Origin of the sequence: Shewanella sp. SNU WT4 (assembly GCF_006494715.1) — a bacterium.
Classification (GTDB): domain Bacteria; phylum Pseudomonadota; class Gammaproteobacteria; order Enterobacterales; family Shewanellaceae; genus Shewanella.
Window position 1 is genome coordinate 1,259,401 of the sequence record NZ_CP041151.1, and the last position, 26,649, is coordinate 1,286,049.

General features: G+C 45.6%; 22 protein-coding genes, 1 tRNA gene and 2 pseudogenes. 14 read left to right on the top strand and 11 right to left on the bottom strand.

All coding sequences use genetic code 11. The features are described from left to right. The first annotated feature begins 481 nt into the window (after positions 1-481). From cadB to FJQ87_RS05765, 3 genes and pseudogenes are all read left to right on the top strand, one after another. A complete protein-coding gene (cadB, locus tag FJQ87_RS05755; RefSeq protein WP_140931416.1) occupies positions 482-1,843 on the top strand; it encodes a cadaverine/lysine antiporter in 1,362 nt (453 codons plus the stop codon). Between the two features lie 108 nt (positions 1,844-1,951). After that, entirely contained in the window at positions 1,952-4,087 is a 2,136-nt protein-coding gene (gene cadA, locus FJQ87_RS05760) for a lysine decarboxylase (protein WP_140931419.1), read from the top strand. Between the two features lie 174 nt (positions 4,088-4,261). Beyond that, positions 4,262-4,624: pseudogene (locus tag FJQ87_RS05765) on the top strand (transposase); the annotation flags it as partial. A 9-nt stretch (positions 4,625-4,633) separates the two neighbouring features. Here FJQ87_RS05765 and FJQ87_RS05770 read toward each other — a convergent pair. Continuing rightward, the gene (locus tag FJQ87_RS05770) at positions 4,634-6,061 is read right to left on the bottom strand and encodes an IS4 family transposase (protein ID WP_140931422.1); all 1,428 of its coding nucleotides are present in this window, start codon (positions 6,059-6,061) and stop codon (positions 4,634-4,636) included. Between the two features lie 240 nt (positions 6,062-6,301). Between FJQ87_RS05770 and FJQ87_RS05775 the strand changes: the two are divergent. Next, a pseudogene (locus FJQ87_RS05775) lies at positions 6,302-6,472 on the top strand (IS4 family transposase); the annotation flags it as partial. 88 nt (positions 6,473-6,560) lie between these two features. Here FJQ87_RS05775 and FJQ87_RS05780 read toward each other — a convergent pair. The 5 genes from FJQ87_RS05780 to rpsU form a co-directional block, all read right to left on the bottom strand. Beyond that, positions 6,561-6,637: transfer RNA gene (locus FJQ87_RS05780), tRNA-Ile, on the bottom strand. A gap of 309 nt (positions 6,638-6,946) precedes the next feature. Next, positions 6,947-8,785: an RNA polymerase sigma factor RpoD gene (gene rpoD, locus FJQ87_RS05785; RefSeq protein WP_140931424.1), complete on the bottom strand. Its 1,839-nt coding sequence runs from the start codon at positions 8,783-8,785 to the stop codon at positions 6,947-6,949. Between the two features lie 130 nt (positions 8,786-8,915). Continuing rightward, positions 8,916-10,643: a DNA primase gene (gene dnaG, locus FJQ87_RS05790; RefSeq protein WP_140931427.1), complete on the bottom strand. Its 1,728-nt coding sequence runs from the start codon at positions 10,641-10,643 to the stop codon at positions 8,916-8,918. Positions 10,644-10,733: 90 nt separating this feature from the next. Next, positions 10,734-11,177: a GatB/YqeY domain-containing protein gene (locus FJQ87_RS05795; protein ID WP_140931429.1), complete on the bottom strand. Its 444-nt coding sequence runs from the start codon at positions 11,175-11,177 to the stop codon at positions 10,734-10,736. A 7-nt stretch (positions 11,178-11,184) separates the two neighbouring features. Continuing rightward, positions 11,185-11,400, bottom strand: a complete 216-nt coding sequence (rpsU, locus tag FJQ87_RS05800) for a 30S ribosomal protein S21 (protein WP_006080725.1) — start codon at positions 11,398-11,400, stop codon at positions 11,185-11,187. A 225-nt stretch (positions 11,401-11,625) separates the two neighbouring features. On the opposite strand from rpsU, the gene tsaD reads away from it, so the two are divergent. Then, a complete protein-coding gene (gene tsaD / locus FJQ87_RS05805; RefSeq protein WP_140931432.1) occupies positions 11,626-12,639 on the top strand; it encodes a tRNA (adenosine(37)-N6)-threonylcarbamoyltransferase complex transferase subunit TsaD in 1,014 nt (337 codons plus the stop codon). Between the two features lie 133 nt (positions 12,640-12,772). After that, positions 12,773-13,789: a bZIP transcription factor gene (locus tag FJQ87_RS05810; RefSeq protein WP_140931434.1), complete on the top strand. Its 1,017-nt coding sequence runs from the start codon at positions 12,773-12,775 to the stop codon at positions 13,787-13,789. An 11-nt stretch (positions 13,790-13,800) separates the two neighbouring features. Here the strand turns inward: FJQ87_RS05810 and plsY are convergent, their stop codons facing one another. Beyond that, complete coding sequence (gene plsY, locus FJQ87_RS05815) at positions 13,801-14,448, bottom strand: glycerol-3-phosphate 1-O-acyltransferase PlsY (protein WP_276613158.1); 648 nt, start codon at positions 14,446-14,448, stop codon at positions 13,801-13,803. 252 nt (positions 14,449-14,700) lie between these two features. Between plsY and folB the strand changes: the two genes are divergently transcribed. The 4 genes from folB to FJQ87_RS05835 all read left to right on the top strand — a co-directional run bounded on the left by folB (position 14,701) and on the right by FJQ87_RS05835 (position 17,282). Beyond that, complete coding sequence (gene folB, locus FJQ87_RS05820; protein ID WP_140934005.1) at positions 14,701-15,054, top strand: dihydroneopterin aldolase; 354 nt, start codon at positions 14,701-14,703, stop codon at positions 15,052-15,054. Positions 15,055-15,077: 23 nt separating this feature from the next. Beyond that, a complete protein-coding gene (folK, locus tag FJQ87_RS05825) occupies positions 15,078-15,578 on the top strand; it encodes a 2-amino-4-hydroxy-6-hydroxymethyldihydropteridine diphosphokinase (RefSeq protein ID WP_140931437.1) in 501 nt (166 codons plus the stop codon). 8 nt (positions 15,579-15,586) lie between these two features. Continuing rightward, complete coding sequence (locus FJQ87_RS05830) at positions 15,587-16,387, top strand: undecaprenyl-diphosphate phosphatase (RefSeq protein ID WP_140931439.1); 801 nt, start codon at positions 15,587-15,589, stop codon at positions 16,385-16,387. 67 nt (positions 16,388-16,454) lie between these two features. Then, complete coding sequence (locus FJQ87_RS05835) at positions 16,455-17,282, top strand: SAM-dependent methyltransferase (RefSeq protein WP_140931441.1); 828 nt, start codon at positions 16,455-16,457, stop codon at positions 17,280-17,282. Between the two features lie 108 nt (positions 17,283-17,390). Here FJQ87_RS05835 and FJQ87_RS05840 read toward each other — a convergent pair whose 3' ends face one another. Continuing rightward, the gene (locus FJQ87_RS05840) at positions 17,391-17,657 is read right to left on the bottom strand and encodes an Lpp/OprI family alanine-zipper lipoprotein (RefSeq protein WP_140931444.1); all 267 of its coding nucleotides are present in this window, start codon (positions 17,655-17,657) and stop codon (positions 17,391-17,393) included. 201 nt (positions 17,658-17,858) lie between these two features. Beyond that, complete coding sequence (locus FJQ87_RS05845; protein ID WP_140931447.1) at positions 17,859-19,082, bottom strand: multifunctional CCA addition/repair protein; 1,224 nt, start codon at positions 19,080-19,082, stop codon at positions 17,859-17,861. Between the two features lie 157 nt (positions 19,083-19,239). On the opposite strand from FJQ87_RS05845, the gene FJQ87_RS05850 reads away from it, so the two are divergent. Beyond that, positions 19,240-20,901, top strand: coding sequence for an ExeA family protein (locus FJQ87_RS05850; protein ID WP_140931450.1), 1,662 nt, complete (start codon positions 19,240-19,242; stop codon positions 20,899-20,901). Further along, positions 20,901-21,941: a general secretion pathway protein GspB gene (locus FJQ87_RS05855; protein ID WP_240778849.1), complete on the top strand. Its 1,041-nt coding sequence runs from the start codon at positions 20,901-20,903 to the stop codon at positions 21,939-21,941. Before FJQ87_RS05850 ends, FJQ87_RS05855 begins: the two co-directional genes overlap by 1 nt. A 105-nt stretch (positions 21,942-22,046) precedes the next feature. Here FJQ87_RS05855 and nhaD read toward each other — a convergent pair whose 3' ends face one another. Next, the gene (gene nhaD / locus FJQ87_RS05860; protein WP_140934007.1) at positions 22,047-23,294 is read right to left on the bottom strand and encodes a sodium:proton antiporter NhaD; all 1,248 of its coding nucleotides are present in this window, start codon (positions 23,292-23,294) and stop codon (positions 22,047-22,049) included. 173 nt (positions 23,295-23,467) lie between these two features. Beyond that, a complete protein-coding gene (gene hemL / locus FJQ87_RS05865; protein WP_140931453.1) occupies positions 23,468-24,757 on the bottom strand; it encodes a glutamate-1-semialdehyde 2,1-aminomutase in 1,290 nt (429 codons plus the stop codon). A 692-nt stretch (positions 24,758-25,449) separates the two neighbouring features. On the opposite strand from hemL, the gene FJQ87_RS05870 reads away from it, so the two are divergent. Then, the gene (locus FJQ87_RS05870; protein WP_140931456.1) at positions 25,450-26,253 is read left to right on the top strand and encodes a DUF6776 family protein; all 804 of its coding nucleotides are present in this window, start codon (positions 25,450-25,452) and stop codon (positions 26,251-26,253) included. Beyond that, on the top strand, positions 26,246-26,596 hold the full coding sequence (erpA, locus tag FJQ87_RS05875; protein WP_140931458.1) for an iron-sulfur cluster insertion protein ErpA: 351 nt from the start codon (positions 26,246-26,248) through the stop codon (positions 26,594-26,596). Before FJQ87_RS05870 ends, erpA begins: the two co-directional genes overlap by 8 nt. Positions 26,597-26,649: the final 53 nt, after the last annotated feature.

Here is a 26,649-nt window from a genome sequence, read left to right on the forward strand (position 1 = left end):
TTATCTTTATTGGTACTTAGTTATTGCGCCAGCCTTGATTTGTTTAGGTCGCAGCGGCTTTCCCATAAATAGGTCAATATGCGCCACCTTGATAATTATCACGCCGCTTTATTTCAGCTAAAACTTCCTCTTGATAAAAAGTATATATTAAATAACTTGCTGTATTAAATCGATTTATTTGTATAAATCTTTGATATCTTCTTGATTAAATCATTTCTCGCTCAATGAGGGAATGATGATTTTATTGTCTTGTGGACGCGGCGTAACCTAAGTCTCGAATTCAGCATTCTCCATGATTAATCGCTTATGGAGAGGCTATCACCTTAAGAGGTTGGTGCTTGGCAAGCTTAACGAATAGCAGACCCTTAGCTAGCAGTTAATTGCTGCAGCATCAGCAAACCACCAAGTCATAGATATAGCGGATTAGTAATGTTATAGACCGCTACCTCAATCACTTGGGACTACCTAAGATGGAGACAATATGTCCACAAGTAAAAAGATTGGCTTAATTGCCTGTATCGGTGTGGTAGCCGGTAACATGATGGGGAGTGGCATTGCACTCCTACCGGCCACATTGGCTAAAGTTGGCTCGATTTCAATCTACAGTTGGATTATCTGTATTGTGGGTGCCATGAGTTTGGCTTTTGTGTATGCACGTCTTGCGACCAATAACCCCCAAGAAGGTGGCCCGATTGCTTATGCTGGTGAAATTTCCCCAGCCTTTGGTTTCCAAACTGGCGTGCTTTATTACCATGCTAACTGGATTGGTAACTTGGCGATTGCCATTACCGGTGTTTCTTATTTATCTGTGTTCTTCCCTATCTTAAATGAAACCGTGCCTGCGGCGATTGCCACTATTGCTGCGGTATGGATTTTCACTCTGATCAACCTGTTGGGTGGCTCATGGGTGAGCCGCTTATGTACCTTAGGCTTGGTATTGATCTTAGTGCCAATTATCGGTGTCGCCGTGGTAGGTTGGGGTCACTTTGATCCTGTGATGTATAGCCAAAACTGGAACACTTCACACACTTCAGATTCACACGCCATTGTTAATGCTGTGCTTATTACCTTATGGGCATTCGTTGGGGTGGAATCGGCCGCCGTATCCTCTGGCTTAGTGAAAAATCCACGTAAAACTGTGCCATTAGCCACCATGTTAGGTACCGCTTTAGCTGGCGTGATTTATATCTTATCGACTCAAGTGATTGCCGGTATGTTCCCTGCCGCAGAAGTTGCTGCTTCTGGCGCCCCATTTGCGTTAGCGACTACAGAAGTGTTTGGCGCTTGGACAGCCCCCTTTGTTGCCGCCTTTACTGCGCTGGCTTGTTTTACCTCATTAGGTAGCTGGATGATGTTAGTGGGCGAGGCCGGTAAACGCGCCGCCGCTGATGGTAACTTCCCTAAAATCTTTGGTGAAACCGATAAAAATGGCGTGGCTAAAAAAGGCTTAATCTTAGCGTCAGTCATGATGACAGTGCTGATGGTGTTAATTACTGCCTTTAGCTCAGGCGATGGCCATGCCTCTGGATTATTTAATATTCTGACCACAGATGCCGTGCTGTTAACTATGCTGCCTTACTTCTACTCAGCCGTGAACATGATCCGTTATGAAGGCATGACGACTCGTAATGGCTTTGTGATGTTGTTCTCAGGTATTGCTTGTGTGTTCTGCTTTATCGCCTTAATCGGCGCTGACCCATCCGCCTTAAGTGCCACCTTTATCGTGTCACTGGCCATCTTCATCTTCTACGGCCGCAAACTTGGTCTGAAACAACATTTAGCTTGGGCTGCTAGCAAACTAGCTACCAACGGCGCATCGACCGATGCCAAGGCTAACTCTTAAAGACTCGCTGGGCGAGTAACCAATAACTCGCCCATTCATCCTTTGTTTTCAGCGCTTTCCTTCCCATTCATCAAGGGGAGCGCCCTCACTCACCCTGGAGAAATTCAGATGAACATTATTGCTATCATGAACCACCTCGAGGCACTGTTTAAAAAAGTGCCAGTGCAAGAACTGGAAGCTGAGCTGCAAGCGAAAGGCTATAAGGTTATTTATCCTGAGAATGAGCAAGACTTGATTAAGCTGATTGAAATGAATGCCCGCATTTGTGGCGTGATTTTCGACTGGGATACTTATTCAATGGATTTATGCTCAACCATTAATAGCCTCAATGAAAAGCTGCCACTGTTTACCTTTGCTAATGATCAATCCACCTTAGATATTAAGCTCACCGACCTGCGCTTAAATATCCATTTCTTTGAGTACACCTTAGATTCAGCGGCTGATATCAGCGTAAAAGTGGGTCAAGCGATTGATGCTTATCAAGATTCAATTTTACCTCCTCTGACCAAAGCCTTATTTAAGTATGCGAAAGAAGGTAAATACACTTTCTGTACTCCAGGTCACATGGGCGGCACTGCCTTTAACAAGAGCCCTGCTGGTAGTATTTTCTACGACTTTTATGGCGCGAACACCTTTAAGGCTGATATTTCCATTTCTATGCCTGAACTGGGTTCATTGCTGGATCATACCGGTCCTCACAAAGAAGCCGAAGAATATATTGCCCGCACCTTTAATGCTGATCGCTCTTACATAGTGACTAACGGCACTTCAACCGCCAACAAGATTGTCGGTATGTACTCAGCGCCTGCTGGCAGCACAGTGCTGGTGGATAGAAACTGTCATAAATCATTGACTCACTTATTGATGATGACAGATGTGACGCCACTGTACTTGCGTCCTACTCGTAATGCTTACGGTATTTTAGGCGGTATTCCACAAAGTGAATTTGGCGCTAACGCCATTGAAGCTAAGATTGCTGCAACCCCTGGTGCTAGCCAGCCAAACTACGCGGTAGTGACAAACTCTACTTATGATGGCCTGTTCTATAACACCCAATTTATTAAAGACACGCTAAAAACCAAGTACATTCATTTTGATTCTGCGTGGGTGCCATACACTAACTTCAGCCCAATTTATGAAGGCAAGTGCGGAATGAGCGGTGAGGCTATGCCGGGCCGCGTGTTCTACGAGACGCAGTCAACCCATAAACTGCTGGCAGCCTTCTCACAGGCATCGATGATCCATATTAAGGGGGATGTTGAAGAGGAGTCGTTCAATGAAGCCTTTATGATGCACACTTCAACGTCACCACAGTACGGCATTGTAGCTTCGGCTGAGATTTCAGCGGCCATGATGCGTGGTAACTCTGGTAAGCGTTTAATTCGTGAATCAATTGAGCGTGCTATTCGTTTCCGTAAAGAAATTAAGAGCCTACGAGAGCAATCTGACTCTTGGTTCTTTGACGTGTGGCAGCCTGATGATATTGATACCTTTGAATGTTGGAAGCTGGCACCAGAAGATAACTGGCATGGCTTTAAAGATATCGATGATAACCACATGTATCTTGACCCAGTTAAAGTCACCATTTTAACTCCAGGTATGGATGAGAACGGTGGCATGGCAAGCACAGGTATTCCAGCCTCTATCGTGGCTAAGTATTTGGATGAGCACGGTATCGTGGTTGAAAAAACTGGCCCTTACAACTTACTGTTCTTGTTCTCTATCGGTATCGATAAGCCCAAGGCCATGCAGTTACTGCGCGCCTTAACTGAATTTAAGCGCGGCTTTGATTTGAACTTAACTGTGAAGAGCTTCCTGCCATCACTGTTTGAAGAAGATCCAAGCTTCTACAAAGACATGCGCATTCAAGAGTTGGCCCAAGGTATTCATGACTTAACCGCGCAATATAAGTTACCTGAACTTATGTTCAAGGCCTTTGACGTACTGCCAGAAATGAAGATGACGCCACACAATGCATGGCAGCAAGAATTGCGTGGTCAGATTGAAGAAATTCCATTGCAACAAATGGTGAACCGCATAAGTGCCAACATGATCTTACCTTACCCACCAGGAGTACCTTTGGTGTTGCCAGGTGAGATGATTACTGAAGAGTCTCGTCCAGTATTAGATTTCTTAGTCATGCTGTGTGAAATTGGCCAGCATTACCCAGGCTTTGAAACTGATATTCACGGTGTTTACCAACATGCCGATGGCACCAACACAGTGAAAGTCGTTAAAGCCTAAGCCATTAGATCTGACTCTTAACTGTTAATATCGCGAGTATTCATCTGGTTGTAGCCATCACAGTGATACTCGCGTGTTACCCAAAGTCCGTTGCCCCTGTAGCGGGCTTAATTAGATGGTCCGCCTCACCCCTAAGCTAAGCTTAGGGTTAGGCAAACAAAGAGGCGAACCATCATGTCTACTATTAAAGTAATTGGGATCGATTTAGGCAAATCTTCTTTTCATCTTGTTGCTCATGACTATAGCGGTCGAGAGCAATTTCGAAAGCATTTATCTCGCGCAAAACTTATTGAGTTTTTAGCTCAAATACCCGCAACAATCATAGCTATGGAGTCATGTGGTGGCTCACATTGGCTCGCTCGAAAGTGCCAGTCTTTTGGGCACGAAGTTAAACTCATTCCTCCGCAGTACGTTAAACCTTACGTTAAAACTAATAAAAATGATTACATCGATGCTGATGCAATAGCGGAAGCATCAACACGCCCATCGATGCGCTTTGTTGGTGTTAAAACTGAAACTGCTCAGGTTCTGTCTCTTGATCAGATCTCATAGCGTTTCTCCGGCTTCAAATAGGGCTTTGGCTAAGCGATACCCCTTTACCTGAGCCTGAAGATCATCCCATCCCTCCCAAATCGTGGACCAGCTGGCCATTCCCGTGCGCTTGCTATCATTAAAGCCTCCTAGTTTGGCCAAGGATTGATAAGCCCACTTCATATTTGGGGCTTCTTTGCCTTTATGTCCCCTTGGCTTGTAGAGCTGCATCAGTACTCGCCATTCATCATTCTCTAAGACATTGCTGCAGCTTTGATTTTCCATGCTTTGCGCTGCTTCGATTTGCCCTCTTTTTCTCAGATAAATTGGCAGGCTCATCACTTCCCGAAGTTGCAGTAGCCGCACACCAATAAAGCAAAGTATCGAGGCCGCTCGCTCAAGGTTGTCTGGCGATGTCATGCGTAACCTTTCAACCCCCGCGCCGGTTTTCCACGCCTTATGAAAGTCCTCAATGCGCCATCTAGTGGTATAAATATCAATCACATGAAGTTGCTGCGCCAACGTGTCAATCGGCTCACTGGTCAGTAGCATCCAAGATAGTCCATCTTCACCTTGGGGAGGATTGAGCTCTTGTGCGTACACCACATTAATCGCATGCTGCTGACGATTATGTTTGATGTTAACCGCACTGGCTTTGAGGGTGAGTTTGGCTGTTCGCGAGGGACGATTCTTGCTTTTCCCACTGGCTTCCTTTATGCCTTTTTGTGGGATGGCGATGGTGTATCCGCCGGTAACGGGATGACTATCCATGTGCTCAAACAGCTTAGCCTCGTATTCTACTAGGTTTCTTGCATGTTTTGCCCGCACCACAAACCGTTCACTATGTGATTGTTTATCCGATAAATAATGCATGATATCCGCTTCTCTATCACACACTGAGATCACTCGCGACATGTGAGCCTGCAAGCGTTGCCGCGTAAAATAGGATGCATCGGCCCATTTACCGCTCTCTTTTTCATCGGCCTCGTTGGGATTATCAGGTCGACACCACCAATCTTGGTGGATCAAGCCCAAGGTCCGAGAAGTATGGCTATCCAGTAGCAAGACAGAATGAACCCACCAACCACGAGACTTATCGGTAGGTTTGCCTAATTTCCCTAATTCAGACGCCACACTGTGCTTATAACTCAGGGCTGTCGTGTCTTCGAGAGCAAGTATTTCATTTATATTTTCAATCGCTTGGGCGGTGCGAGCAAAACCGGCGGCTCTGATCATAGATGGGCTAACATTATCATTGCGGATCAATCGATAGGCTCCTTCGAGTTTGGCATCTTCACCATTACAAGATCTGGCAACCGATTTACCGCTGCCAATCGCCATGTGTTCAGCGACGACGGTTAACCTTGCCGCTCGTCGTTTATCACCTAGCTCAGCATGATGAAAGTGATCATATGCCCATTTGTTCGGGTTAAAAATTGACATTAAAAATGATGAAGTGAGTGAATTTGCATGATCTGATCATCGCCAGTCAAGAAAGTTCCATTTTTTGCTAATAATTTGTGTAGTAGAGACAGCTATAGCCCTGTTCTAGCACCATTAAGACGGCTTCGTCTTTGAATGTCTGCGGATAACTTTTATGTGATTTTTTTAAACTCATGTCGACCTCTTAATTTATTGACCATACTGTCTCAAAATTAAGTGTCCGATGGAATTAGACCAGAACATTTTCAGGCCAATACCATTGGGCATCGAACGGTACTCTCAACGATTCGCTTGGGATTGGAGGTACTCAGGCGGCCTGATTATCAAATCACGGAGAAAGAATTGCTGGCGGCGTGGGTATTATTCGCCAATCAGTTACTCAAATATGGCTATGCTATGGCCGATTTATGAGGGGATCCTTCAGGGCATAACTACAGGCAATTTGAGCAGATATGAAAAAGGCGTAGTGGTTACTAACCAGCTACGCCTTATCAGAATATGGTGGCCCCTCACGGACTTGAACCGTGGACCTAACGATTATGAGTCGTGTGCTCTAACCAACTGAGCTAAGGGGCCGGCTCGCGGTAATCGTCACTACCTTAAGCGCAACGGAGTATACGAAGTTTCAAAACGCTTGTCACCACTAAAAACTGAATAAATCCCGTATGTTGGTGCGATTGGTCATCTGTTAAACAGTTTTGGTTAAATTGGAATAGATTAGGGCATTGCAGGCTTAAGTGAATGGCTAACGCTTGGTATTTGGTATTTGGTATTTGGTATTTGGTGCTTGATACTTTGTGCTTGGTCATGTGAGGTTGAGGCCAGCTAAATCGCAGCCAATAAAAAGCCCCGCAGTGCGGGGCTTAATTTATCATGCCGTTACGACTATTCGTCGAGGAATGATTTCAGAATTTCTGAGCGTGAAGGGTGACGCAATTTACGCAGCGCTTTCGCTTCAATCTGACGAATACGCTCACGAGTTACATCAAACTGCTTACCTACTTCTTCCAGCGTGTGGTCGGTATTCATATCAATACCAAAACGCATACGCAGTACTTTAGCCTCACGAGCGGTTAAGCCTGCTAACACTTCGTGGGTAGCATTTTTCAAGCTTTCGCTGGTGGCAGAATCCAGTGGTAATTCGAGGGTAGTATCCTCGATAAAATCACCTAAATGCGAATCTTCATCGTCACCGATAGGGGTTTCCATGGAAATTGGCTCTTTAGCGATTTTGAGCACTTTACGAATCTTGTCTTCTGGCATCAACATACGCTCTGCCAATTCTTCAGGCGACGGCTCACGGCCCATTTCCTGCAGCATTTGACGCGAGATACGGTTCAGCTTGTTAATGGTTTCAATCATATGCACTGGAATACGGATAGTACGGGCTTGGTCAGCGATTGAACGCGTGATTGCCTGTCGGATCCACCAAGTCGCATAGGTAGAGAACTTATAACCACGACGGTATTCAAATTTATCTACCGCTTTCATCAAACCGATATTACCTTCTTGGATCAAATCCAAGAACTGTAAACCACGGTTGGTGTATTTCTTAGCGATAGAAATTACCAGACGTAAGTTAGCTTCAACCATTTCTTTCTTAGCGCGACGAGCTTTAGCTTCACCAATGCTCATGCGACGGTTGATGTCTTTAATCGACTCAATCGATAAACCGGTTTCTTGCTCAACGGCTTGTAACTTGCTGGCGCAGCGAACTACGTCATCTTCAACCATGCGCAAGCCTTCTGCGTATGGCTTGTTAGCGGCTAATTCGGTTGTAAACCATACCAAGCTGCTTTCGTTGCCAGTAAAGGCTTTAACGAAGTTTTTCTTTGGCATCTTAGCTTGTTCAACACACAACTTAAGGATCAGACGCTCTTGAACGCGTACGCGATCCATCATGGAGCGCATGCTCTTAACCAGACGGTCAAACTGCTTTGGCATCAAGCGGAATTCTTTGAAAATTTCGCCGATTTCAAACAGTGCCCGTACTGCTTCAGGATGGTTACGTCCTTTGACATCAATAATTTTTAAGCCAGCTTCATAGGCGCTGCGTAATTGGGCAAAACGCTCACGAGCTTCTTCAGGATCTGGGCCTTTATTGCCTTCTTCTTCATCAGCGCTGTCGTCATCGTCATCGTCATCTTCGTCTTCATCATCTAAATCTTCATCAGATAATTCAGAACCAATGTGAGTGGCGGTCGGTGCAACGTCTTCATCTGGATTAACGAATCCAGAAATGATGTCAGACAAGCGAATTTCTTCAGCTATGTATTGGTCATACTGCTCAAGGATCATGGCGATTGCTTGCGGGTATTCAGACACAGAACTTTGTACTGTGTTGATACCTTCTTCAATACGCTTAGCGATAACAATTTCGCCTTCACGAGTCAGCAGTTCTACTGTACCCATTTCACGCATATACATGCGCACTGGGTCGGTGGTGCGGCCCAGTTCACTTTCAACGGTCGCCAGCGCAGCCGCAGCTTCTTCAGCGGCATCTTCATCTGTGCTGTCTTCTGACATCATGATGTCATCGGCATCCGGCGCTTCTTCATAAACGCGAATACCCATGTCATTGATCATCTGGATAATATCTTCGATCTGGTCAGAGTCGACCATGTCTGCAGGCAAGTGATCGTTTACTTCTGCATAGGTTAAATAACCTTGCTCTTTACCTTTGGCTAGCAACAGTTTAAGTTGCGACTGCGGAGTGTGATCCATAGATATCATCCAAGTTGGGTAACTGTTACAACGACGCCCAGCACAGATAATACTGTGCGGCGCAAATCGTCAATTATAGTCATCTAGCGCTTTCTAAGCTAGTGCTAGATAGGCAAGTACATGCCTTAAATCAAGTTTTTGCTTTCATTATAGCGATAAGCTTCTGTAGCTGTATCCTTTCTTCTTTGGTGTGAGTCTGTTTAAGACTCAGTTCTTGGTACCTTAGGTCAATATATTGATGATTGAGCCATACCAAGGACTTTTTAAACTCGATATCAACATTTTCATCCGCAACCTGATGATCCCATTGAGCTAGTTTCTTCATGGCAGTCACTTGACTGTGTTCCCTAAAGTGCTCAAGCAGTTGGGCTGTGGTGAAAACTTGCTGACGAGTTAGGGCTAGTAATTCGTTGAGCAGGGTAATACCTGGCAGTGTTAATTGGCTTAAGGCCGGTTGCGCTACCAATTGATAGCCTATGTGCGGTTGTTGCACTAACAAGGCAATAGCAAGGCGCAGCGGCGTACCGCGGCCTTTTAATCCTTTGGCATTCACCTGTTGCCGCTTGGCATTGGTGGTAAAGCCTAGTTTCTTTTTTAAATCATCCGCACTGTTCATACCTAAGGTATGAGACAAGCTTTCCAGCAAAATATTTTGCAACACGCTATCTTGAATTTTTTCTATTAGATTAATAGCTTGCTGCGCATAACTGCCTTTGTCGTTAGGGTGGTTTTCCCCAAGACGGGTAAATAAAAACTGCTCTAAACTACTGGCTTCGCTAATGCGTTGCTCGAAGGCTTGTTTACCTATTTGTCTGACTAATGAGTCCGGATCTTCGCCTTGGGGCAAAAACATAAAGCGGACATTGTCGCCAGGTTTAAGTAATGGTAAAGCCGTTTCTAAGGCGCGCCATGCGGCTTCAGTTCCTGCTTTATCGCCATCGTAACAACAGACCACGCGTTTGGAATTTCGCAGTAATAGCTGAAATTGCTCGGCGGTGGTTGAGGTGCCAAGCGATGCTACCGCGTAATCGATACCAAATTGCGCTAGTGCTACCACGTCCATATAGCCTTCGACGACCATAACAGTGTCGACATCGCGATGAGCTTGTTTGAGCTCATACAGGCCATAGAGTTCGTTACCCTTATGAAATATGGGCGTTTCTGGTGAATTCAAGTACTTGGGCGTACCATCACCTAAGACTCGACCGCCAAAGCCTACTACGCGGCCACGTCTATCGCGAATAGGGAACATGAGTCTGTCGCGAAAACGGTCATAACGGCCACCACCATCTTTGGCGATGAGCATACCAGCTGTGAGTAGTTTTTCTTGATTTTCAGGATGATGCTTATATTTTCCTAATAAGCCATCCCACCCCGGGGGCGCAAAGCCAATGCCAAAACTGGTGACTATGTCTTCGCTTAGCCCACGGCGTTCTAAATATTGCCATACTTGTTGCTTGTCAGCATGGTGACGCAGACTGTGCTGGAAAAAGTGATTCGCTTCTTCCATTAATTGGTATAGATCCCGGCTTAAGCCATCGTCCCGACGTTTATTCGGGCTATTCTCGCGCGGTACCTCTAATCCCAATTGTCCGGCTAAATCTTCGATGGCATCGATAAAATCGAGGCGATCATATTCCATAACAAAATCAATTGCATTGCCATGGGCGCCGCAGCCAAAACAGTGATAAAACTGCTTATCGCGACTAACGGTAAAGGAGGGTGATTTTTCACTGTGGAATGGACAACAGGCACTGTAATTTTTGCCCGCTTTTTTGAGCGGAACTCTATGATTGATTAGATCGACAATATCGATGCGAGCAACCAAATCATTAATAAAATCACGGGGTATTGCCATAGGTGAGTGTCACGGCTCCAATAAAACAGCTTGATTATAAACAAACAAGCCGCGCATACGCACGGCTTGTTCATACACAGAAGCTAAGACTTATTGCAATTTAGCTCGGATAATAGCGCCAAGGGCGCTCATGTCCGCTCTACCTTGCACTTTAGACTTCAGTGCTCCCATTACTTTGCCCATATCCGCCATGGTCGCTGCACCGGTATCGCTGATAGTGGCATCTATGATGTCACTGATTTCAGCGTCGGTTAACGGGGTAGGCAGGAAAGATTCAATGACCAGAATCTCAGCGGCTTCCGTTGCGGCTAACTCAGTACGACCTGCAGCCTCATATTGAGTCTGTGAGTCGCGACGTTGTTTGACCATTTTGGTTAACACAGCTAAGGCTTGTTCATCAGTCAAAGATTCGCGGGTATCCACTTCAATTTGTTTGATGGCCGCCAGAGCCATGCGTATGGTTCCTAGACGCAACTTTTCTTTTGCGACTAGGGCCACTTTCATCTCGGCTTTTAGCTGATCTATTAGGCTCATAATGAGATTAATATAAACGTACGCGACGAGCGTTTTCGCGAGAAAGCTTCTTAGCAAGACGCTTTACTGCAGCGGCTTTAGCGCGCTTACGTGCAGTAGTTGGTTTCTCGTAGAATTCACGAGCACGTACGTCAGCCAGAATACCAGCTTTTTCACAAGAGCGCTTAAAACGACGCAGAGCTACGTCGAATGGTTCATTTTCACGTACTTTAATAATTGGCATACGCCATCACCCCTTAGGTGTAAATTTGTATTGACCAGCTTCACTAACACCTCTGTTGGTGCGCCTCGGTCAAGGGATTTCAAAAATGGTGCGAAATTTTATCCTGATTCGTCATCAAAAGTAAACCCCTGCTTTGCTAAAAGCTCAATTGCAGTGCCTTAGGCTGGAGTAAACAGGTCAGTCAGGCTAGAATTGCCGCTTAACAATCATAGCCAGTGAGAGACAATGCGGGTTTTAGGTATAGAAACATCTTGTGATGAAACGGGAATCGCCATTTATGACGATACACTGGGGCTAATGGCGCATACCTTGTATAGCCAGGTTAAGCTGCATGCGGATTACGGCGGTGTGGTGCCTGAGTTAGCGTCAAGAGACCATGTGCGCAAGATCATCCCCTTGATCCGTGAAGCCATGCAAAAGGCTGATATTAGCCCAGAGTCGATTGATGGCGTGGCTTACACCAAAGGTCCTGGTTTGATTGGTGCCTTGCTTGTCGGTGCATGTGTTGGCCGGTCACTGGCTTACGCATGGAATGTACCTGCGGTTGGCGTGCATCACATGGAAGGTCACTTATTGGCGCCCATGCTTGAAGATAATGCGCCGGAATTTCCGTTTGTCGCCTTACTGGTGTCTGGTGGCCACACTATGCTGGTCGATGTGCAAGGCATAGGTCGCTATCACGTCATGGGTGAATCCATTGATGACGCCGCCGGTGAAGCCTTTGATAAAACCGCTAAGCTTATGGGGCTTGATTATCCTGGCGGGCCTCGTTTAGCGAAAATGGCAGCCAAAGGCGAAACTGGTCATTATAAGTTCCCGCGGCCAATGACTGACAGACCTGGGCTTGATATGAGTTTCTCTGGTTTAAAAACCTTTGCGGCCAATACCATAGCCAAAGAAGCCGATGATGAGCAAACGCGCGCTAATATCGCCTTAGCATTTGAAGAAGCTGTGGTTGACACCTTAGCCATTAAGTGTCGCCGCGCCTTGAAAGAGACTGGTCATAAGCGTTTAGTGATAGCCGGCGGCGTGAGTGCTAACTTGCGTTTACAGCAAACTTTAGGGGAGCTGATGCAGTCCATTGGCGGCCAAGTGTTTTATCCGCGCGGTGAGTTTTGTACTGACAATGGCGCCATGATTGCTTATGCGGGTATTAAACGTCTGAACGCTGGTGAGTCTGAATCCTTAACTGTGAAGGGGCAACCGCGCTGGCCGTTAGATACGCTTACTGCGGTTTAAGCCTTAGTTTTACTGAGATCGGCTGCTAATTGCTGTTTTTGCAGCCGATTGAACCTTAAATTTACTTTTCAAAGTCACTTTCTCGCTATCTTTCGGGTATGCTGCCGACCTTTGTTATTTTGTCGGTTATGTCATGCTCTATCACGCTTCGGTTGAACTGCGCTATCCCAAGGGGCCATTTGCATTAAGCTTAGTGGGATTATTAAGCGGCGCCTCGATTTTAGCCTCGATTGTATTTTCGTTATTACTCTTCTTGTCTATCGACGACAACCCTATGATGCAGTGGTTGTTTGGCTCGTTGGCCGTCATATTTGAATTAGGTAAATTTTATGCCTGGTATGAATTTGGCGAGCGTCGTGCTCACCACAATTATGCCGGCGCACTGGTGTCGTTATTATTTTATGGGGTGTTGGCGTTAATTTCGATTGGCGGCAGTATCGGTGGTATTAATGCGGCTACCAATCAAGCGGCTGCTCATGTGCATCAAGCCAGCAGCAAAATTGACAGTTTCAATGCTCAAATCGCAGCGATTGACGCGCAAATTGCGCTCAATAATGAAGCGGCGCAAAAGTACATTGAGATGGAGCGTATCGCGACCGGCGTTCGTCAAATTCAAAAGCAAAATAGTGACTTACGTAAGCAGCAACAAGCCTTAGCGCTCGAGCGTGATAGTTTACCTGTGGCGTCACAAGGCTCGATTATTGGCTTGATTGAGTCATTAGCGGCAGCCCTTGGCATTAGCAGTGGTAATGCGCAGCTCGGACTCGTGGTGTTTTTATCGGTATTGCTGGATTTATTCGCGGCGTTTTTCGTGAGCGTAATCGGTGAAGAGCTACGTTTTAGGCATTACTACCACAACTATCGCCCGATGTTATCGCCAAGCAGCAACAACATAGACGTTGACTTGCCATTACGGCTTCATCTGGATGAGCATGTTGTTGATGATGTTGAACCATTAAGTCTGTTTGATGAAGTGTGTTTGATGTTGGCTCAAGGTGATATCAGCTGCTCTAAAAAAGCCATTGCTAAGCGCTTTAATTTAACCGTTGATGCTGTAGATGGTTTGTTTAAAGACATGCTGGGGCGGGGGCTTATTCATCAAAAGCCTAACCATCATTATCAATGGTTAGGCACACGCGCCGACTCGTGAGTGTGGCGTGATTAGTCGGATTCGCTCTTGGATGAGCGTTTAGTTTTGAATTTGGATTTGAGCTTAGTTTTCAAATTGAATCTAGGCTCTTTACCATTTAATAACCGCTGAATATTAGCGCGATGACGGATAACAATTAAGGTGCTGAGCATGGCCACAGGTAAGGTAAATCTGTCATCTAAATAATAGGTATACACTGGCGCTAACAAGGCGGTTAAAATCGCGGCTAACGATGAGTAGCGCGTGATCAGCACTAACACTAACCAGCTGCCTAGCAGGGCAAGCGCAAGGTCATCGCCAATGGGCGCCATAGCACCAAAGGCAGTGGCAACACCTTTACCACCTTGAAAGTTAAAGAAGATTGGGTAGATATGACCCAAGCACGCCGCAATGGCAATTAAGCCAATCCACACGCCGCTAATTCCCAATAAATAGGCGACATACGCAGGTGCAGCGCCTTTTAGCATGTCAAAAAATAGCACCATGGCCGCAGCACTGGCGCCGCCAATACGCAGCACGTTAGTCGCGCCTGGATTGCCAGAACCTTGGGTGCGCGGATCAGGTAATCCTCGTAAGCGACACACAAGTACTGCGCTCGACACTGAGCCTGCTAAGTAAGCTGAAATTGTCATCATGATAATGATAAGCGTGTCGTTCACGTTGGTTTCCTTTGCACTCTTGGGGTATTATTCCGCCGTTATTCACTTTGCTAATACAAGCAAATCGATGGAGTAACTGGCGTTGGCTATCCTACTTGGTAAATCGGCGGATCGAAAGTCATTATTTGGACTGTGATCATAACAATTGTTACTAAATTTACGCTGAATTCGTGCTAACAAAGTATCATGTCGCGTATTATACGCCGGCTTAGCGGTTAACACTTATCTGACCTCAACCCATTGGAGGATATGATGGACAAGGTATTAATTCGGGAACTCAAAATTGACACCATTATTGGTGTGTATGAGTGGGAAAAGAAACTGCATCAGAGTCTGTATTTAGATTTAGACATGGCATGGGATAATCGCGCAGCGGCCCATGGCGATGATTATGAGCAAGCCTTATGTTATGAAACCGTCAGTAAACGTTTAACTGCGTTAATTACCGCAGAACCGATTGAATTGATTGAAACTGTGGCTGAACGTGTGGCTAAGTGCGTGATGACAGAGTTTGGCGTCTTGTGGGTCAAGGTGCGAGTAATGAAGCCTGGGGCAGTCCCTCACGCGCGAGCCGTTGGCGTAGAAATAGTGCGCGGACATGACTAATCAGCAATAACAGCGGTAGCAAGATGGCCAGTATTTTTATTAGTTTGGGCAGTAATATTCAGCCTGAACATTATTTATGGCAAGGATTACATGACCTTGCACAGCAATTTGATGCGTTAACTTTATCGTCGGTTTACGAAAGTGAAGCCGTTGGTTTTGACGGCGGTAATTTTTTAAACATGGTAGTGGCGGCAGAAACCTCGTTACCTGTGAGTGAAGTTGTTAGTTTATTCAAGACCATAGAAGCCGCTCATGGGCGCTTACCTAGTTCACAAAAATTTAGCTCTCGCACCTTAGATATTGATTTATTGCTGTATGACGATTTAGTGTGTCAAGAGCCGGTGGAATTACCGCGGGCTGAAATCACTGAAAATGCTTTTGTATTGCAACCTTTGGCTGAAATCGCCGCAACGCGCGTGCATCCGCTAACAGGAAAGAATTATCAAACACTTTGGCAAGCTTACTCTAAGCCGCAGCGCTTATGGGTTGTTGAGTTTGACTGGCCACCACAAGTCTCACAATAAGGACGTTCATGGACACGTTTCAAGTTATTATTCTCGCGTTAATTCAAGGGTTAACTGAGTTTTTACCGATTTCAAGTAGCGCGCATTTAATCTTGCCAGCGCAATTGTTTGGTTGGGAAGATCAAGGCTTATCCTTTGATGTAGCCGTGCATATTGGTTCATTACTGGCGGTAGTTTTATATTTTAGAGTCGAAATTGGCCGCATGGTGGTTGCTTGGATAGCGAGTATTGCCAAAGGTGAGCATAGCGATGATAGTAAGCTAGCGTGGTGGATTATCTTAGCCACCTTGCCTGCTGTGGTAATTGGCTTTTTAGCCAAAGATTGGGTCGAAACCTATTTGCGTGGCCCTGGTATTATTGCCGTGACCACTGTGATTTTTGGCTTGTTCTTATGGTACGGCGACAAAATGGCGCGCTGCGAATTAAGCGAATATCAAACTGGCTGGCGCAAGGCGCTCTTGATTGGTTTTGCGCAGGTGCTAGCATTAATTCCTGGTACTTCTCGCAGCGGTATTACTATGACAGCAGCGCTGCTGCTGGGGCTAAATCGTGATGCGGCCGCGCGTTTCTCGTTTTTAATGTCAATTCCAGTGATCTTGGGTGCAGCCACCCTAATGACGAAAGACATTATTACTGAAGGCCTTACCATAGATTGGCAAGCCCTTGGCCTTGGCGTGGTAGTGTCATTTGTGGCGGCTTATTTCTGTATTCACTATTTTCTGAAGATAATTAGCAAGATGGGCATGACCCCATTTGTTATCTATCGTTTAGCCTTAGGCGTGTTCTTATGTGGTTTTATTTTCCTCTAAGAATACCAAGTTAATTTATCAAGCATCACCCAGCGTTGTCTGGGTGATGCTGTTTTAGGACACCAACATGAGCTCATTTTTTCAGTGCCCCATCTGCCAGCAATCACTAAAATCCTATTTGACGACCAAAGACTTACATTGTGAGCAGCACCATAAGTTTCCATTGAATGAAGCCGGTTATTGGGTGTTTGCTAAATCAAAGAAAGAAAAGGGTGCAAGTCTTAGTCGCGCGCAAATGCGCTCGCGGATGTTTTTGCTTGCCAGTGGCATGCTGACGCCAATCGTCGCCAAGATGAAGCCGTTCGTCGCTGCCCATTTTACTCAAGGGCAAGATTATCAGTGGCTGGATTATGATTGTGGTGATGGATTTTATTTAGGTGCGCTTAAAGACAGCTTGCAAGACTCAGGTTTAAGCCTACAACCTCATGGTTTCACTGAAGCCGAAAATGCGTTATTTGTGGCGGCCAAGAATCTTAACGATGTTAGTTTATGCCAAAGCTCCACTAAGCGATTGCCTTACCATGATGAGGCGTTTGATCTACTGACCTTGATAGATAAGCCTATTAAAGGCAAAGAATACTTACGGGTGCTCAAGCAAGGCGGTATGGCCTTAATGGTTGTGGTTGGGCCTCGTCACTTGTGGCAAATTCGCGAGCAGTTATATCCAAGCTTAGAAGCTAAAGCCTTCAGTCTTGATTTGCCGGATTCGTTAACTGTGGTTGCTACTGAAACCATAGCGTGGCAAGCAGATGTGAGCGGTGAGCAAGCATTAACTTTATTGGATATGACACCGTATGCGTGGCGCGCTAATGATAAACAAAGGCAAGCAATAGCGAGTCAAGCCATTACAGGATTAGAGTTTGATTATCGTTTAGTGATAGCTAAGAAGAAGTAAAAAGGTAATTAATTTAAAGCTGGAATGACTGGTAATTTTGGTGGTAACTCTGGGGATTACAGCAAAAAATATTTCGGCAACACGGGTGTGTTGCCGAAATTGATATCATTACTTCTTGTACTTAGAAGACATGTTATCGATACGGTCGTTGGCGCGCTTAGCTTCAGCTTGAGCGTCCATAGCTGCGTTCTTAGCAGCACGAGCGTCAGCAGCTACTTTGCCTTGCTCATTTTTCATAGAGCTAACTTCAGAAGACAGCTGATCAACTTTGTTACCTAAGTTTGCAACGCTTTCTTCCAGAGCAGTAGTGTTAGCACAGCCACCCAGCATAGCAGTCATAGCAACACCAGCAATCATCATTAATTTCTTGTTCATGTAGCATCCCTTAAAGATATAGGTTTAAAAAAAAATATGTAGTTACTAACATTGTGATAACGACATATACAGCATGATTATGTCATAGCTATTTTATTTTGCTATGAAAAAACTGCATGGTGCCCGTTTACTAAATCAAATTTAATCAAAGTGTAACGGATTTCGGGTGCATATTACTAGTATGGTTATCTTTTGTAAATCCTATCTTGCGGTTTTTTTGTCATTAATTATCTTTAGTCGCATTTCTTCAAGTTTTTCTTTGATTTCAGCACCTTGATAACCTTGGTCTAATATAACGCGCACATCAATTTGCCTAGCAAGTTGGTAACATTCGCGCAGATATTGACCTCGTGGATACGCTTTATTCTCAAATCCGTATCGTCCACGACTATCTGCAGTACAGATAACTATCAGTGCTTCTAAGCGTTCGGGTTTACGCCACATATCTGTCTTATTAAAAATTTTCAGTATGGTTTCGGCGCGCAGTTGCTCAATGGTATGTAGCAATTGGTGAAATTCAGTGGCCATAAGCGCTAACTGTTTATAGTTGTTGGGCAGACGCAAGCGTTCACATAAGCGAGTCACAGGTTTAATACCGAGCAAATCATGGCCATGATGGCTGGGCCACTTATTTTTAGGGGTTAAGGCTTTACCTAAGTCATGCACTAAGGCTGCAAAGCGCAGCGCTGGGTCATCGGTCAATAAACAGGCTTGTTGCAGCACTAATAGGCTATGAAGCCCAGTATCTATTTCTGGATGATAAATTTCTGGTTGCGGCACGCCAAAGAGGGCATCGAGTTCTGGCATTATCACGTTGAGCGCGCCGCAGGCTCGCAGCACCTGAAAAAAAACTTCTGGATTTTTTGTGGTCAACGCTTTTTCAATTTCAACAGCAATGCGCTCAGCGCTTAAGCTTTCAAGCTCGCCACTCTCAGCTATTGTGCGCATTAAGCTTAAGGTTGAATTGGCGACACTAAAGCCAAGGGATGCAAAGCGGGCGGCAAAGCGTGCGACCCTTAACACTCTAAGCGGATCTTCAACAAAGGCGTCAGACACATGCCTTAAGGTTTTGCTCTTAAGATCATCAAGGCCATGATAAGGGTCATGCAATTGGCCATGAGTATCTTCGGCAATGGCATTAATGGTTAAATCCCGGCGCATGAGATCTTGCTCTAAAGTGACGTTGGCACTGGCATCACATACAAAGCCGGCATAACCACTCGCCACTTTACGCTCAGTGCGCGCGAGCGCGTATTCCGCTTGAGTGTTGGGATGCAAAAATACTGGGAAATCTTTACCTACTTGGCGATAACCTAAGGCCAGCATTTGCTCGGCGCTGGCGCCGACCACCATATAATCTTTGTCTTTAACGTCTAAGCCTAATAAACGGTCACGCACTGCGCCGCCAACCAGATAAATATCCACAGTCACCCCTTACAATTTTTTTAGGAGCATAACATGGCAAACACTCAGGCTTAAAGGTAACAAATCCCCATAACTGAGCTGTGGTTTTTGACAAGCCGAGCTGCAATCTATACCTTGACTACAGTTCCTCTCAGATCACCTTGGTTATCGATAGTTTATGTATAAAGCGTTTTTCGGACTTAGTGACAATCCCTTTTCAATTGCACCTAATCCTGCTTACTTATTTTTAAGTGAGCGTCATAGCGAAGCTTTAGTGCATCTCACTTATGGCTTAGGCGACAGCGGCGGCTTTGCGCTACTGACGGGCGAAGTGGGAACCGGTAAAACCACAGTGTCTCGCTGTTTGTTGGGGCAATTACCAGAAAATACCGATACTGCCTTTATTCTCAATCCAGCCTTAACTGAGTTAGAACTGCTAGCAACTATTTGCGATGAGCTCCACATTGACTATCAAGCGCAGCCAACGCTTAAGCAGTTAACTGATCTTATCAGTCGGTTTTTACTGAATAATCATCAACAGGGGCGCAATACAGTACTTATCATTGATGAAGCGCAGCATTTACGGGCGAGCGTGCTAGAGCAATTGCGCCTACTGACCAATCTTGAAACCGACACTAAAAAGCTATTGCAAGTGGTATTAATTGGTCAGCCGGAGTTACAGCAATTACTTAAACGCCAAGAATTAAGACAATTAGCCCAGCGTATTACCGCGCGCTATCATCTTATGCCGTTAAATCAGCAAGAGGTGGCGCGTTACGTGCAGCACCGCCTTGAGGTCGCTGGTCGTTTTCAGCCGTTATTTAGCGCTAAGGCGTTAGTGCATTTGCATCAGCTTAGTGGCGGTATTCCGCGCTTAATCAATTTAATATGCGATCGCGCCTTGATGGCGGCTTATGCCAAAGGGCTTGCAAATGTTGGCCGCGAGCAAGTGGCGAGCGCCGCGCAGGAAGTCAGTGGCGATGCCATTGAGGCAGCACCTTCTCGGCCTTGGATTGGCTGGGTGTTAGTGACGTTAATGGTGTCTGTGTTAGTGTTTGTTATTTTAACTAAATGGCTGCCAAGTGTTGAGGCTGTAGCGGACAAGGCCAGCAATCAACCTAATCCTGAGTTGACTAAGTTAGCAAGCAAACAAATATTAAGCACAGCTGAGCCTGCTATTACCTATCAGCAAAATGGCAGTAACGCTCCAAACGCCAATCAAGATGCCATAGCGCAGTTACAATGGCGCCAAGCCTTGACTCAAGCCACAGAAGCCAACGCTTACGCGGCCTTGTTAGGCGCTTGGGATAAAACGCCGATAGTGGGTTTAAGTTCGTGCCAAGCGGCGTTAGATCAAGGCCTTAAGTGCAGTCAATTTCAAGGCGATGTTAAGCTGTTAGAGCAGCTTAATTATCCTGCCGTGGTTCACATGCTTAACGATGAGCAGCAGTTGTTTTATGCCGCTTTGCTGGCCATTGATAACCACGAATTATTACTGCAACTGGGTGAGCTGCAATTTTGGGTGAACCGTGATTGGTTTAATCGTCATTTTGGTGGCAGCTTTGAGTTGTTAGTTCATCCCACCGAGATTAGCTTAAATGCTATTGGTCCTGGGGTTGTCGGTTCCCGCGTGCAATGGTTAGAAGACGCATTAGCGCTAGTGCAGCAGCGCAGCGTGCGCACTTTGTCAAAATTTGATGATGAACTCACGCTCAATCTTAAACAATTTCAACAACAACAGGGATTAAAGGCCGATGGGATTGCCGGACGCGACACCCTTAGCCGTTTAGATATGTTACTTAACACTACAGGTCCTCAACTGACGCAGGCGGTCCAATAATGTCGATATTATTGGACGCTGTGATACGTCAGAAAAATCAAACTAGCCCAGATCCCCTGCATGCCCATTTGCAGTCGCCAGTTAGCAAGGTTAAGCCTAGCTCGCAACTACCTATGCTCGCACTGTCGATGCTCGTGGGCGTAGCCTTAGGTGGTGGCAGTTATGCACTGCTTAATAGCGATGGGGTGGCGCAATGGTTATCCTCAAGTGCGCCTAATGCTCAAGCTAATGGCCAAACTATTGAAGAGGCTACAGAGTTAGCCAAAGCCGCAAAAAATAAACAAACAGAGATAGATACACAGGCGCCAAGCGTTATTCGTAGCTATCAAAGAGTCAGCTTACCCTTAGCTCAAGAGCGTCATTCTCTGGTAATGAATAGTGGCCGAGATAGTGGAATGAGTGGCGGGATTTATAGTCAAGGCTATGGTCAAGACTATGATCAAAGCTATGACCAAAACTATGACCAAAACTATGGTCAAGTAGCGAGTGCCGAAGCCATGGATGAAGATGTTGAGTTAGCAGAGACTGGTTCAGGCTCAGGCTCAGGCTTTGCTACTGCTAACTCGCAGTCGCTGATTTTAGGCAATACCAATTTAACTGCGCAGCAGCAACGCATTATCGCAGAAGCTATGGCTGCAGATAGCCAAATGGCTCAAATTAAACCCCAAACCAACCGCCAAACCCATGCCGAGCCCAAAGATTTAGTGGCGGCCTTTCAAGAGGCGCTGAAGCAAGTTGAATATCAACATTCAATGGCGAATGAAGTGAGTAGTAACAAGCTAAATCCTATTCCACAAGATAGTGACATTAGCATTCCTAAACTTGGGGAGTTGCCATATGCACTGCAAGCGCAAGTACCTGATTTTTCTATTGTGGCCCATGTGTATGCCAGTTCACCGCAAAAGCGTTGGTTGAATGTTGATGGCGTCGAGTTGCAGCAAGGTGACAGTATTGCCGGCGGCATAAAAATTATTGAGATTCGACCAAGAGATGTCGTCATGGAAATGGCCGGTACTCAATTTAGAGTCCCAGCCATTTAGCGGCGGGTTAAAAAGCTCGCTTATCGCTATGTCTTAAGCTCACTTACTAGAAGTAATATTCTTAGCAAGTGAGCAGTATCATTGGCGCTAGTTAACTTAAGCTGCTTACCCGAAAAAGTAATTAGCAATCAGTAAGGTCAAGCCATAGCCCACGCTGTAACATAAAAACAACGATGGGAAATACTTTAAGTAGCTAGTAAATGTCAGCTCTTTCACTCGGCTCATGGCGATAATGCCCGCGGCCGAGCCAATCACTAACAATGAACCACCCACACCTACGGCATAGGTCAAGCCTAACCATTCAGGTATCGATAATTGCGGTTGTGCTTTGAGTAACGCCGCTGTCATAGGTACGTTATCGATAAATGCCGAAGCAATGCCTGTGAAATAGTTAGACAATTGAGGATTGTATTGGCTGTAGATCAACGCCAAGGCATCTAAGCTGCCTATCTGCTTGAGCATGCCTACTAACAATAAAATACCTAAGAAGAACAACAAGGTTTCAAATTCTACTTGGCGAATATATTCTAAAATCTTGATTTCTTCACTGTTGCTATGATTTATCTGTCCCAGTAAAAACATCACAGATAAGCCGCATAAAAAGGTCAATACTGGCGGAATGCTAAACAGCAAGTTAAGCACCATGGTCATGGCGATGGTAATGGCAAACACAGCCGCTATGATTAAATCGACCGTTGAATATTGGCTCTGCGACGGAGTAGTTTGCACTATGCCGTTGGCATTGCGAGAAAACAGCAGGGCGAGCAATGCCACACTGCTGATAGCCGGCAAAAATAACACGATTAATTGTGACATGCTTAAATGACCATCAAGGAAAATCATCAAGGTAGTTACATCGCCTGTGATGAGCGCAACCCCCCCTGAGTTAACCGAGAAAATAATCAGCACGGCGATGCGTCTGCGCATACGCCAATGTAATTGAAAGCTTGTCAATAGCCCTATGGACACTAAGGTAGTTGTTACGTTGTCACATACGGATGATAAGACGAGTGAGAACACCGCAATCATCAGCATCAATTTACGCACGCTTAATTGCTCGGGGAAAATCTTTTCAATCAGCCCTTGAATCAAGCCTTTAGCGTTAAGGTAGGCCACAAACGTCATGGTCGACATCAAAAACAGCCACAAGGTGGCAATCTCTAGCAAGTTTTCATCGAGTTGATGTTTTATTTCTTGGCTGTGGCCAGATATGGAGGCATCAATGAATAAGCTAATCCAAGCGACGCACCCTAAAAACAGAGTGGTTTTCGCTTTATTTATATGGGTGATCTCTTCCGTCATGATACTTATTAACGCCAGTACCGCGAGGCTAATTAAGAACATATGAAACATAATGGCCATCCCAACTGCGAGTTTTTTAAGGTTTTTTTAAGTGCGCAGCGGGATTTGACTACAAAAAGTTAGCTTAAGCAACAGCTTTGTAGCGTTTGGGTAACATACGTTAGTCGTAGATAATAAAAAAGGCGTCAACGACGCCTTTTGCAGGGAGATTAATGGTTTGCTAATTAACGGCTCGCCATGTCAGCCAGCACGCGATCGGCAATGGCTAAGGTCTGTTCGATTTCGGCATCACCATGAGCCATAGATAAGAATCCGGCTTCATAAGCGCTTGGCGCTAAATACACACCGTTATCAAGCATGCCGTGGTAGAAGGCGCGGAACTGCTCCATGTTGCAGCGGGTCACTTGCTCAAAACAAGTCACTTGTGGCTCATCGGTAAAGAAGAAACCAAACATACCGCCCACATAGTTAATCGCCATTGGAATGCCATGCTTATCGGCGGCGGCTTTAAAGCCTTCGGCAATGCGCTTGGTCTTGTCTGCTAACGCTGGATAAATGCCTGGCTCACATAAGGCTTCCATCTGCGCTAAACCAGCAGACATAGCAATCGGGTTACCAGATAAGGTACCAGCTTGATAAACTGGGCCTGTTGGCGCGATAAACTGCATCACATCACGACGACCACCAAAGGCACCCACCGGCATGCCGCCACCTATGACCTTACCTAAGGTTGTTAAATCAGGAGTCACGCCATAATGGCCTTGAGCGCCGCTTTGAGATACGCGAAATCCCGTCATGACTTCATCAATAATCAGCAAGGCGCCGTATTGGTCGCATACTTGGCGCAGGCCTTGTAAGAAACCTGGTACTGGCGGAATACAGTTCATGTTGCCAGCCACAGGCTCAATGATGATACAAGCTATGCTTTCTGGATGCTCAGCAAACATGGCTTTAACTGAATCTAAGTCGTTATACACAGCGGTTAAGGTGTGCTTAGCGAAATCTTCTGGGATACCAGGTGAGCTTGGTTGACCTAAGGTCAGGGCGCCAGAGCCAGCTTTAACCAATAAGCAGTCAGCGTGACCATGGTAGCAGCCTTCAAATTTCAGAATCTTATCGCGGTTAGTGAAACCGCGAGCCAGACGAATGGCACTCATGGTGGCTTCTGTGCCTGAACTCACCATACGCACTTGCTCAATGGATGGCACCATGGCAATCACTTTTTCAGCCATTTGCACTTCAAGTTCAGTCGGCGCGCCAAACGATAAGCCATTCTCAACGGCCTTAAGCACGGCTTCGCGAATTTTAGGGTGGTTGTGGCCTAAAATCATAGGCCCCCACGAACCTACGTAATCAATATAAGCTTTGCCATCGGCATCATAGATATAGGCGCCATCGGCTTTCTCAATAAAGCGTGGTGAACCGCCAACGCCATTAAACGCACGCACGGGAGAGTTAACGCCACCTGGGATAGATAGCTTCGCCTGTTCAAATAAGCTGTCGGAACGGGTCATTGTGAGTCCTTACTGTCGTAAAATATTGTGTGGTATCGGCAGAACAAAAGAGTCGGAGTGTTGGCCTGGCGCCATCACTGTGGCCGAGAGATCAGGTAGTGAATGTACGCTTGATAAAGCATGGCTTCAAGTCGAATTCTGAAATGTTATCAGATGATTGCTAGTTTAGCGGCGCGAGTCACATCTTAATTAGTTGCTATGCTTACTATTAGTGTTCAAGCCATTGAATCGCGCGGCTTAAAGATGAATGTTAGCGAGTGTTAAATGCGCGGCTATTAAGCCCCCATAAAGGCGACTTTAACCTTGTGCGTAAGTAAGTGGTATGAGGGCCATGACGCGCAAACTTACATAAATGAGCTATCAAGCTAAAAACACGGCAAAAAATAGTAACAATACTCGCCAGTTGGTTCTAATCCCCGTAAAATCTATCCTGTCGCCTGGGTGATACACTTGGCGATATGATGAATAAACGCAATAAATGATGACAATGATCATTAAGGTAAATGCGGCCATCGCCATCAGCTATTGAGCGCCGCTAATTCAGCCTTGCTGTTAGCGAGTTTATGTCACTTGCATGCTTTAAAGCCTGCGAACACAGGACTTAAACGTCATCATTATTTGCCTATTGCGTGAGTGGCTGCAGACGATATTGCCTGGATAATCTTTGTTGTTACCTAGAAAAAGGCTTAAACATGACTAATCCATCCGAATGGCGCCGTCGTTTACATGGTTACGGAACTATGAAACGTTCGTCACATATCTATATGATGCTACTAGTTATAGTGGCCTTTGTGGTTGGGGTGTTGTCCAATATTCTTTGGCAAGAATCCCCAGTATCAGCATCAAGCGCTGAAAGAGAAGAAATAGTGCGACTGCGCGCAGAGCAAGAAGTGCGGGCGCAAGAATTGGCTAAAGCGAATATCAATTTAACCGTTGCGACTGAAGCCAATCAAAATATGCAAAAACTGTTTAATGATCAGGTGCAGCAATTAGCCTTGCTCAACCGCGAGTTAACTTTTTATCGCAGCATTATGGCACCAGATCATACCGCTGAAGGTATTGCTATCAATACCTTAGAAATACTTCCCGGCATAGAGCCAGGGCAATTGCAGTTGCAATTGGTGTTAACTCAATTAGAAAAGCGTAAACGCACCTTAAAAGGTAAGGCCAAAATTATCTTGTTAGGGCTACTTGATGGCAAAGAGCATTCGATGACATTAACGTCACTGACTGGCTCATCGCTCGAGTTTGATTTTCGTTATTTTCAGGTGTTAGACAGTCGTTTTAGCCTGCCTGCTGGGTTTGAACTTAAGCAGATAGACGTGGAGATTCAAGTGCCAGCCAGTCGCTGGAATAAGAATGCCCAAGCGAAACAAAGTTTTAATGCCGCAGATGTTATGCAAGGTGCCACGAGCACCGAGACAATACTTGAACAAAATACTCAGGTAATAGATAATCCTGAGCAGCAAACAGAGTTAAGAGGTAGTAATGACTGATCAAGCTGAAACAGCGGTGCCGATCCGCTTTACCGATGCGGCCGCTGAGAAAGTAAAAAGTCTGCTGATTGAAGAGCAAAATGACGCCCTCAAGTTACGCGTGTATGTAACCGGTGGTGGTTGTTCTGGCTTCCAGTATGGCTTTACCTTCGATGAGAAAGTTAACGAAGGTGACTTCACTGTAGAAAAGCAAGGTGTGCAGTTAGTAGTAGACCCAATGAGCTTGCAATATTTAGTTGGCGGTGAAGTAGATTACACCTCTGGCCTTGAAGGTTCGCGCTTCTTTGTGAAAAACCCGAATGCCACCACTACATGTGGTTGTGGCGCGAGTTTCTCAGTGTAATTTAGCGCTGAGTCATCAAGCATTAAGCAATAAAAAAGCCGTTAATGTTAACG

What these genes read in the sequence shown, in the direction of transcription:
- FJQ87_RS05810 (WP_140931434.1), top strand. Translation starts at nt 12,773, where the DNA reads ATGCTCTATCACGCTTCGGTTGAACTGCGCTATCCCAAGGGGCCATTT.
- folB (WP_140934005.1), top strand. Translation starts at nt 14,701, where the DNA reads ATGGACAAGGTATTAATTCGGGAACTCAAAATTGACACCATTATTGGT.
- rpsU (WP_006080725.1), bottom strand. Translation starts at nt 11,400, where the DNA reads ATGCCAATTATTAAAGTACGTGAAAATGAACCATTCGACGTAGCTCTG.
- cadB (WP_140931416.1), top strand. Translation starts at nt 482, where the DNA reads ATGTCCACAAGTAAAAAGATTGGCTTAATTGCCTGTATCGGTGTGGTA.
- FJQ87_RS05870 (WP_140931456.1), top strand. Translation starts at nt 25,450, where the DNA reads ATGACTAATCCATCCGAATGGCGCCGTCGTTTACATGGTTACGGAACT.
- hemL (WP_140931453.1), bottom strand. Translation starts at nt 24,757, where the DNA reads ATGACCCGTTCCGACAGCTTATTTGAACAGGCGAAGCTATCTATCCCA.
- FJQ87_RS05840 (WP_140931444.1), bottom strand. Translation starts at nt 17,657, where the DNA reads ATGAACAAGAAATTAATGATGATTGCTGGTGTTGCTATGACTGCTATG.
- FJQ87_RS05850 (WP_140931450.1), top strand. Translation starts at nt 19,240, where the DNA reads ATGTATAAAGCGTTTTTCGGACTTAGTGACAATCCCTTTTCAATTGCA.
- rpoD (WP_140931424.1), bottom strand. Translation starts at nt 8,785, where the DNA reads ATGGATCACACTCCGCAGTCGCAACTTAAACTGTTGCTAGCCAAAGGT.
- cadA (WP_140931419.1), top strand. Translation starts at nt 1,952, where the DNA reads ATGAACATTATTGCTATCATGAACCACCTCGAGGCACTGTTTAAAAAA.
- erpA (WP_140931458.1), top strand. Translation starts at nt 26,246, where the DNA reads ATGACTGATCAAGCTGAAACAGCGGTGCCGATCCGCTTTACCGATGCG.
- FJQ87_RS05855 (WP_240778849.1), top strand. Translation starts at nt 20,901, where the DNA reads ATGTCGATATTATTGGACGCTGTGATACGTCAGAAAAATCAAACTAGC.
- FJQ87_RS05830 (WP_140931439.1), top strand. Translation starts at nt 15,587, where the DNA reads ATGGACACGTTTCAAGTTATTATTCTCGCGTTAATTCAAGGGTTAACT.
- FJQ87_RS05770 (WP_140931422.1), bottom strand. Translation starts at nt 6,061, where the DNA reads ATGTCAATTTTTAACCCGAACAAATGGGCATATGATCACTTTCATCAT.
- FJQ87_RS05795 (WP_140931429.1), bottom strand. Translation starts at nt 11,177, where the DNA reads ATGAGCCTAATAGATCAGCTAAAAGCCGAGATGAAAGTGGCCCTAGTC.
- FJQ87_RS05835 (WP_140931441.1), top strand. Translation starts at nt 16,455, where the DNA reads ATGAGCTCATTTTTTCAGTGCCCCATCTGCCAGCAATCACTAAAATCC.
- tsaD (WP_140931432.1), top strand. Translation starts at nt 11,626, where the DNA reads ATGCGGGTTTTAGGTATAGAAACATCTTGTGATGAAACGGGAATCGCC.
- nhaD (WP_140934007.1), bottom strand. Translation starts at nt 23,294, where the DNA reads ATGTTTCATATGTTCTTAATTAGCCTCGCGGTACTGGCGTTAATAAGT.
- folK (WP_140931437.1), top strand. Translation starts at nt 15,078, where the DNA reads ATGGCCAGTATTTTTATTAGTTTGGGCAGTAATATTCAGCCTGAACAT.
- dnaG (WP_140931427.1), bottom strand. Translation starts at nt 10,643, where the DNA reads ATGGCAATACCCCGTGATTTTATTAATGATTTGGTTGCTCGCATCGAT.